The 6,191-nt window shown below is 73.9% G+C and carries 8 protein-coding genes; 5 read left to right on the top strand and 3 right to left on the bottom strand.

Features of this window, described 5'->3' with window-relative positions; genetic code table 11:
- Positions 1 to 91 precede the first annotated feature (91 nt).
- From xseA to SSBG_RS19460, 4 genes are all read left to right on the top strand, one after another.
- Positions 92 to 1,333: an exodeoxyribonuclease VII large subunit gene (gene xseA / locus SSBG_RS19475; RefSeq protein WP_008747789.1), complete on the top strand. Its 1,242-nt coding sequence runs from the start codon at positions 92 to 94 to the stop codon at positions 1,331 to 1,333.
- Positions 1,330 to 1,590 carry an exodeoxyribonuclease VII small subunit gene (locus SSBG_RS19470; RefSeq protein WP_008747788.1) on the top strand — a complete coding sequence of 87 codons (261 nt, stop codon included), beginning with the start codon at positions 1,330 to 1,332 and terminating at the stop codon, positions 1,588 to 1,590. The genes xseA and SSBG_RS19470 overlap by 4 nt, the downstream gene beginning before the upstream one ends.
- Before the next feature lie 149 nt (positions 1,591 to 1,739).
- Positions 1,740 to 2,204 (top strand): GNAT family N-acetyltransferase, encoded by a 465-nt coding sequence (locus SSBG_RS19465; protein ID WP_037870168.1) that lies wholly within the window; start codon positions 1,740 to 1,742, stop codon positions 2,202 to 2,204.
- Positions 2,205 to 2,330: 126 nt separating this feature from the next.
- Entirely contained in the window at positions 2,331 to 2,924 is a 594-nt protein-coding gene (locus SSBG_RS19460) for a malonic semialdehyde reductase (protein ID WP_008747786.1), read from the top strand.
- Between the two features lie 275 nt (positions 2,925 to 3,199).
- Here SSBG_RS19460 and SSBG_RS19455 read toward each other — a convergent pair whose 3' ends face one another.
- A complete protein-coding gene (locus SSBG_RS19455; protein WP_008747785.1) occupies positions 3,200 to 3,766 on the bottom strand; it encodes a DUF4245 domain-containing protein in 567 nt (188 codons plus the stop codon).
- Positions 3,767 to 3,982: 216 nt separating this feature from the next.
- Here SSBG_RS19455 and glpX point away from each other — a divergent pair, with 216 nt between their 5' ends.
- A complete protein-coding gene (glpX, locus tag SSBG_RS19450; protein WP_008747784.1) occupies positions 3,983 to 5,026 on the top strand; it encodes a class II fructose-bisphosphatase in 1,044 nt (347 codons plus the stop codon).
- Positions 5,027 to 5,139: 113 nt separating this feature from the next.
- On the opposite strand, the gene SSBG_RS19445 is transcribed toward glpX, so the two are convergent.
- Both SSBG_RS19445 and SSBG_RS19440 read right to left on the bottom strand, forming a co-directional pair.
- Positions 5,140 to 5,406, bottom strand: a complete 267-nt coding sequence (locus SSBG_RS19445; protein WP_008747783.1) for a DUF6510 family protein — start codon at positions 5,404 to 5,406, stop codon at positions 5,140 to 5,142.
- Positions 5,403 to 6,191 carry an FAD-binding oxidoreductase gene (locus SSBG_RS19440; protein ID WP_234010594.1) on the bottom strand — a complete coding sequence of 263 codons (789 nt, stop codon included), beginning with the start codon at positions 6,189 to 6,191 and terminating at the stop codon, positions 5,403 to 5,405. Before SSBG_RS19440 ends, SSBG_RS19445 begins: the two co-directional genes overlap by 4 nt.

The raw sequence follows: 6,191 nt of genomic DNA, 5'->3' as shown, positions 1-6,191 counted from the left end.
TGGGGCCCCGCCCCAGAACACCCGCGCCTCAAACTCCGGAGGGGCTGGATTGATCGCTCGGCGTGTCAGTGACGGCCGTTAGGCTCGTGCCATGCCTGTTCAGACCACCCCCGAAGCCGCTCTGCCCGTCCGGGAGGTCTCGCGGCTCATCGGCGACTGGGTGGCGCGGCTCGGCGAGGTGTGGGTCGAGGGGCAGCTCACGCAGATCTCGCGGCGTCCGGGCGCCCGCGTCGTCTTCCTGACGTTCCGCGACTCCTCGCACGACGTCTCGATCTCGCTGACGTGCTTCCGGCCCGTCTTCGACGCGGTCGCCGACGTCGTCACGGAGGGCTCGCGGATCGTCGTCCGGGCGAAGCCGGAGTGGTACCACGGGCGCGGTTCGCTCTCGCTGCGCGCCGCGGAGATCCGTCCGGTCGGCATCGGTGAACTGCTCGTCAAGCTGGAGCGGCTCAAGCGGGAGCTGACCGCCGAGGGCCTGTTCGCCGCCGACCGCAAGCGGCCGCTGCCCTTCCTGCCGCGCCGCATCGGCCTGGTCACCGGCCGTGCCTCGGCGGCCGAGCGGGACGTCATCAAGAACGCCGAGGCGCGCTGGCCCGCCGTCCGTTTCGAGACCCGGGAGGTCGCGGTCCAGGGCGTCCACGCGGTCGCGCAGGTCGTCGGCGCCGTCAGGGAACTCGACGCGCACCCGGACGTGGACGTGATCGTCGTCGCGCGCGGTGGCGGCAGCGTCGAGGACCTGCTGCCGTTCTCGGACGCCGAGCTGATCCGTACGGTCGCGGCCTGCCGCACCCCGGTCGTCTCGGCGATCGGCCACGAGCCGGACACGCCGCTCCTCGACCTCGTCGCGGACCTGCGCGCCTCGACCCCGACGGACGCGGCGAAACGTGTCGTGCCCGACGTGGGCGAGGAGCTGGAGCGGGTGCGGCAGGCCCGGGACCGGGCCCGGCAGGCGGTCCGCGCGCTCGTCGTGCGCGAGTCGCAGGGCCTGGAGCAGGCGCTCGCGCACTCCGCGCTGCGCGATCCGTACCGGCTCGTGGCCGGGCGGGACGAGGAGATCGGCGCCGAGATCGGCCGCGCCCGCCGCACGGTCGGCCATCTCCTCGACCGCGCCGATTCCGACCTCGCGCACACCCTCGCGCGTGTCGTGGCCCTCTCCCCCGCCGCGACCCTGGGGCGCGGGTACGCGGTGCTCCAGCGCGCGGACGGCGCCGCGGTCCGGGCGCCGGAGGAGGTCGCGGCGGGCGAGGAGCTGAGGGCGCGGGTCGCGGAGGGCGAGTTCACGGTGCGGCGCGCGGAGCGCCGCGAGAGCGAAGAGAACGGCGAGGAAGGGTGAAGGACATGGGAGCGACGAAGGCCGCCGAGAGCCCCGCGCTCGGTTACGAGGAGGCGCGGGCCGAGCTGGTCGACGTCGTCCGGCGGCTCGAATCGGGCGGGGCGACGCTGGAGGAGTCGCTGGCGCTGTGGGAGCGCGGCGAGGAACTGGCCGGCATCTGCCGTACGTGGCTGGAGGGCGCGCGGGCCCGGCTCGACGCGGCGCTCGCGGAGCGCGAGGACGAGGCGGCGGGGGCCGGGGAGGGCGAGGAGGACTGAAAGCGGGCGGGGGCGGGCCGCGCGAGGTCCGGGGACACAGGGCGCGGGCACGGGACACGGGGCGCGAGCACGTGGCCGGGCGGCACGTGGGGGGTACGGGTCGGACCCGCGTGCGACGGCCCGCCCGCGCCGGCTGCGAGAATCCGCCGGTGGCCCCCGCGCCCCCGCGTCCCGCGACGTCCTCCGACATCGCCGCCTTCCTCGCGCTCGCCGCCGAGGTCGAGCACTGGTTCGGCCCGATGGTCGCCGAAGCCGGGTTCCACGCGGCCCTGCGCTCCCACATCGCCGAGGGGGCCGCGCTGCTCGTGGAGGACTCCGACGGGCCCCTCGGCGGCATCCTGCTCGGGCCCGGCGGCGGGGGCGCGCCGCACCACGTGCACTGGCTCGTCGTGGCCGCCCGCGCGCGGGGCACGGGGGTGGGCCGGGACCTCATGGCGGAGGGGCCGCGGCGGTTCGGGCCCGGGAGCGTCGAGGTGGTGACCTTCGGCGCGGACCACCCGGGGGCCGGGGAGAGCGGCGCGCGCGCCTTCTACCGGCGGCTCGGCTTCGTACCGGCCGAGACGGCGGAACCCGGGCCCGAGGGCGGCTCGCGGCAGGTCTTCCGCAAGGACTGAGCGCGAGCGGGCTGTTAGGCGGGTCACGTCGCTCGCTTTTTGTTGAAACTTCAACGTCGGGGGGCGTAGCGTGGACAGCGTTCAGGCCCCGACCAGGGCTCCTTCCCCTTCACGAGGTAGCACCGCATGTCGCTCGTTCTCGACGCAGCCACCCAGGACCTCCTCTTCCGCGAGGCCCGCACGGCGAACACCTTCACCGATGAGCCGGTGACCGACGAGCAGATCCGGGCCGTCTACGAACTGATCAAGTTCGGCCCCACCGCTTTCAACCAGTCGCCGCTGCGCATCACCCTGGTCCGCTCCCCCGAGGCGCGCGAGCGCCTCGTGCCGCTCATGGCGGAGGGCAACCAGGCGAAGACCGGTTCGGCGCCGCTCGTCGCGATCCTCTCGACCGACAACGAGTTCCACGCCGAGCTGCCCAAGCTCGTCCCGCACGCCCCCGGCATCGCGGACGCCTTCTTCTCGGCCCGCTCCGTCCGCGAGCAGGTCGCGCCGATCAACGCGACCCTCCAGGCCGGTTACTTCATCGTCGGCATCCGCGCCGCCGGGCTCGCCGCCGGCCCGATGACCGGCTTCGACTTCCCCGGCGTCCAGAAGGAGTTCCTGGACGACGACCACACGCCGCTGATGATCATCAACATCGGCAAGCCGGGCCCGGACGCCTCCCCCTTCCCGCGTCTGCCCCGCCTCTCCTACGACGAGGTCGTCACGACCGTCTGAGCGGCGCGCCCGGCAGCGGGCACGGAAGCCCGGCGACGGGCGCGGAACAGCGAGCCCCGGGAACAACGGCGTTCCCGGGGCTTTGTGACACACGGACGACGGCGGCGGGCGGAGCGGCTGCGGTCTGGAGCCACCGCGGCACGGAGGCGGCGCGGTACGGAGGAGCCGCGGTACGGAGGAGCCGCGGTACGGAGGAGCCGCGGTACGGAGGAGCCGCGGTACGGAGGAGCCGCGGTACGGAGCGCGCCGGGTGCCGCTGCCCGTAACGGCGCCGCTCAGGCGCCGCGCGGGGCCGCGTCCGCCGACGGGGAGGCCGCGCCGGGGCCCGGGGTGCGCAGGGCCGCCGCGAACGCCTTGAGCTGCGCCGGGCCGGCCGAGCCGGTCACGACCGTCGTGGAGCTGCCCTCGCGGAGCACCAGCGCGTCGTAGCGCTCACCCTTGTACGGCTGCCAGTCGCGGCCGTTGATGCGCGTCACGGCACCCGACTTGCGGGCCTCCTGCGTGACGTCACCGATGAACTCGTCGGGCGCCTTCGTGGACTGCTCGACCGCCACGTACTTCTCGTGCGGGTCGAGGTATCCCAGGTGCCAGGCGTCACCGTCCTGGGCGCGGTACCTGACCGAGGTCGGCTTCCACGTCCTCGGCAGGCCCTCGGGGGCCGCCACCGGATAGCCCGCCGCGCGCTGCGCGGTCGCCAGCTCGACGCGGTAGTCCACCCGTTTGACCGGGTCCTCGGAATCGTCGTGCGGGACGAAGATCCAGATGCCGGCCGCGATCGCGACGATCACGCCGAGCGACAGGATCATGTCCCGAACCGTCTGCTTGCCCCTCTTGCCTGCCACGCGCCCATCGTCCCAGACCCCTGCCGACCGCCGTGCGCGGGCCCCGCGCGAACGCGCCGCCCCGCCCCTCGCGCGCTCATCCGTGGAGCCCACTGCTCATTTTGTCGTACTGGCGGATAAAATCGAGAGCAACCCTCGATTCCGGTCCCGGCCCGCAGCCGCGCCCCCCGGGCGCCCGCGCGGGGCCGCCGCTCGCATCAGGAAGGTGCAGCCCCGATGAGTTCTGAGCACCCCGAACACCACCTGCCAGGCCCCCTCGACGTGTCCCCGGAGGCCCCGGACCGCAACCTCGCACTCGAACTCGTCAGGGTCACCGAGGCCGCCGCGATGTCCGCCGGGCGCTGGGTGGGGCGCGGCGAGAAGAACGGGGCGGACGGTGCCGCCGTGCGGGCGATGCGTTCCCTCGTCTCGACCGTCTCCATGAGCGGGGTCGTCGTGATCGGCGAGGGCGAGAAGGACGAGGCGCCGATGCTCTTCAACGGGGAGCGGATCGGCGACGGGACCGGGCCCGAGTGCGATATCGCGGTGGACCCGATCGACGGCACGACCCTCTGTGCGAAGGGGATGCCGAACGCGATCGCCGTGCTCGCCGCCGCCGACCGGGGGACGATGTTCGACCCCTCCGCCGTCTTCTACATGGACAAGCTCGTGACGGGCCCCGAGGCCGCCGACTTCGTGGACATCAACGCGCCCGTCGCGGTGAACATCCGCCGGGTCGCGAAAGCCAAGCAGTCGACGCCGGAGGACGTCACCGTCGTCGTCCTGGACCGGCCGCGCCACGAGGGCATCGTCCGCGAGATCCGCGAGACGGGCGCGCGCATCAAGTTCATCTCGGACGGCGACGTGGCCGGTTCGGTCATGGCGGTGCGGGAGGGCACGGGCGTCGATCTGCTCATGGGCATCGGCGGGACGCCCGAGGGCATCATCAGCGCCTGCGCGATCAAGTGCCTCGGCGGGGTGATCCAGGGCAAGCTGTGGCCGAAGGACGAGGCGGAGCGGCGGCGGGCCGTGGACGCGGGCCACGACCTCGACCGGGTGCTGTCCACGGACGACCTCGTCTCGGGTGACAACGTCTTCTTCGTCGCGACCGGCATCACCGACGGCGAGCTGCTGCGCGGTGTCCGCTACCGCGCCGAGACGGCGACGACGCAGTCCCTCGTGATGCGCTCGAAGTCGGGCACGATCCGCCAGATCGACTCGACGCACCGGCTCTCCAAGCTGCGCGCGTACGCGAGCGTGGACTTCGACCGCGCCAACTGACCCCAGGGCGGGGGCGGATCGGCGCGGCGAAGGTACGAGGGACGGGTGGGGGTACGGGCGGGCAGGGCACCCCGTACCCCCGCCGTGCCGTGCGGAGACACCCCGCACGGGACTCAGCCCGTGCGGAAGCGGAACGCGCCGTCCGGGCCGCCGAGCGAGAGCCAGGTGAAGGGGCCCTCCGTCATCAGGCGCAGGGCGATCGCCCCGCAGCCGGGGCAGCGTGCGGTGAGACCCGGTCCCGGCCCGTACACGCGCAGCTCCGCGAGCGGCCCCCGGGTCCCGCAGCCGGGGCAGTGGCGCCAGGCTGTGGTGGGGTCGGCGGCGAGGATCGGGGCGAGCGGGCCCGCGAGGGCGTTGCCGTCGAGGGGTGCGCTGGTCATGGCGTGGACTCCTGTCGTCCGGTGTTCAGCCGAAGCGTTCGGTGCGGATGCGCTCCGCGGGGTGGCCCGCGAGGAGGAGCAGGTCGGCCGCGTGCTCGACGAAGCCGGTGGGACCGCAGACGAAGACGTCGGGGCTCCCGGGCGCGAAGGGGCCCCCGGCGCCGGGCAGGTCGGCGCTCGTGATGCGGCCCGGTGGGCGCGGGTCGCCGGGCGGCGCGGTCCTGGTGTGCAGGAGCCGCACGGACACCGGCGGGGCGAAGGCCGCGAGTTCGGGCCCGTACCAGAGCTGTGCCGGGTCGCGTACGGAGTAGACGAGGCGGGCGGGCAGGCGCGCGCCCGCGGTGCGGTGGCCGCGCAGCATCGCCATTTTTTTTTTTTTTTTTTTTTTTTTTTTCTTTTTTTTTTTTTTTTTTTTGGGCCCTTTTTTTTTTCCACACGAACCAGCCGCCGAGCGGGCCCCGCACCTCCACGTCGGCGCCGACCGGCAGCTGCTCCGCGAGGTAGGGGGAGACCTCGCCGCCCGCGACGGGCTGGACGCCGATCTCCAGGTGCTCGGCCCTGCCGGGCGCGGCGAGCGAGTAGCTGCGCGCCGCCCGGTAACCGTCCTCGGCGGTCAGCCGGATGTCGATGTGCTGGCCGGGCAGGTGCCCGGGCCAGCCCGGGGCGCGCAGGACGAGGGTGCGCGCGGTGCCGGTCTCCGGGGTGCGGGAGAGCAGCGTGGCGCGGGCCCAGCGCTGGTAGGGGCCGGGGGCGCGGGGGCCGTCCGTGCGGCCTGGCGGGGGCAC

This window comes from Streptomyces sp. SPB074, assembly GCF_000154905.1.
In the GTDB taxonomy this organism is placed as follows: Bacteria; Actinomycetota; Actinomycetes; order Streptomycetales; family Streptomycetaceae; genus Streptomyces.
Note: the sequence above shows the minus strand (reverse complement) of the source record. Positions and strands in the feature narration are given on the sequence as shown.

Coding starts and splice junctions, on each gene's coding strand:
- xseA (WP_008747789.1), top strand. CDS start 92: ATGCCTGTTCAGACCACCCCCGAAGCCGCTCTGCCCGTCCGGGAGGTC.
- SSBG_RS19460 (WP_008747786.1), top strand. CDS start 2,331: ATGTCGCTCGTTCTCGACGCAGCCACCCAGGACCTCCTCTTCCGCGAG.
- glpX (WP_008747784.1), top strand. CDS start 3,983: ATGAGTTCTGAGCACCCCGAACACCACCTGCCAGGCCCCCTCGACGTG.
- SSBG_RS19445 (WP_008747783.1), bottom strand. CDS start 5,406: ATGACCAGCGCACCCCTCGACGGCAACGCCCTCGCGGGCCCGCTCGCC.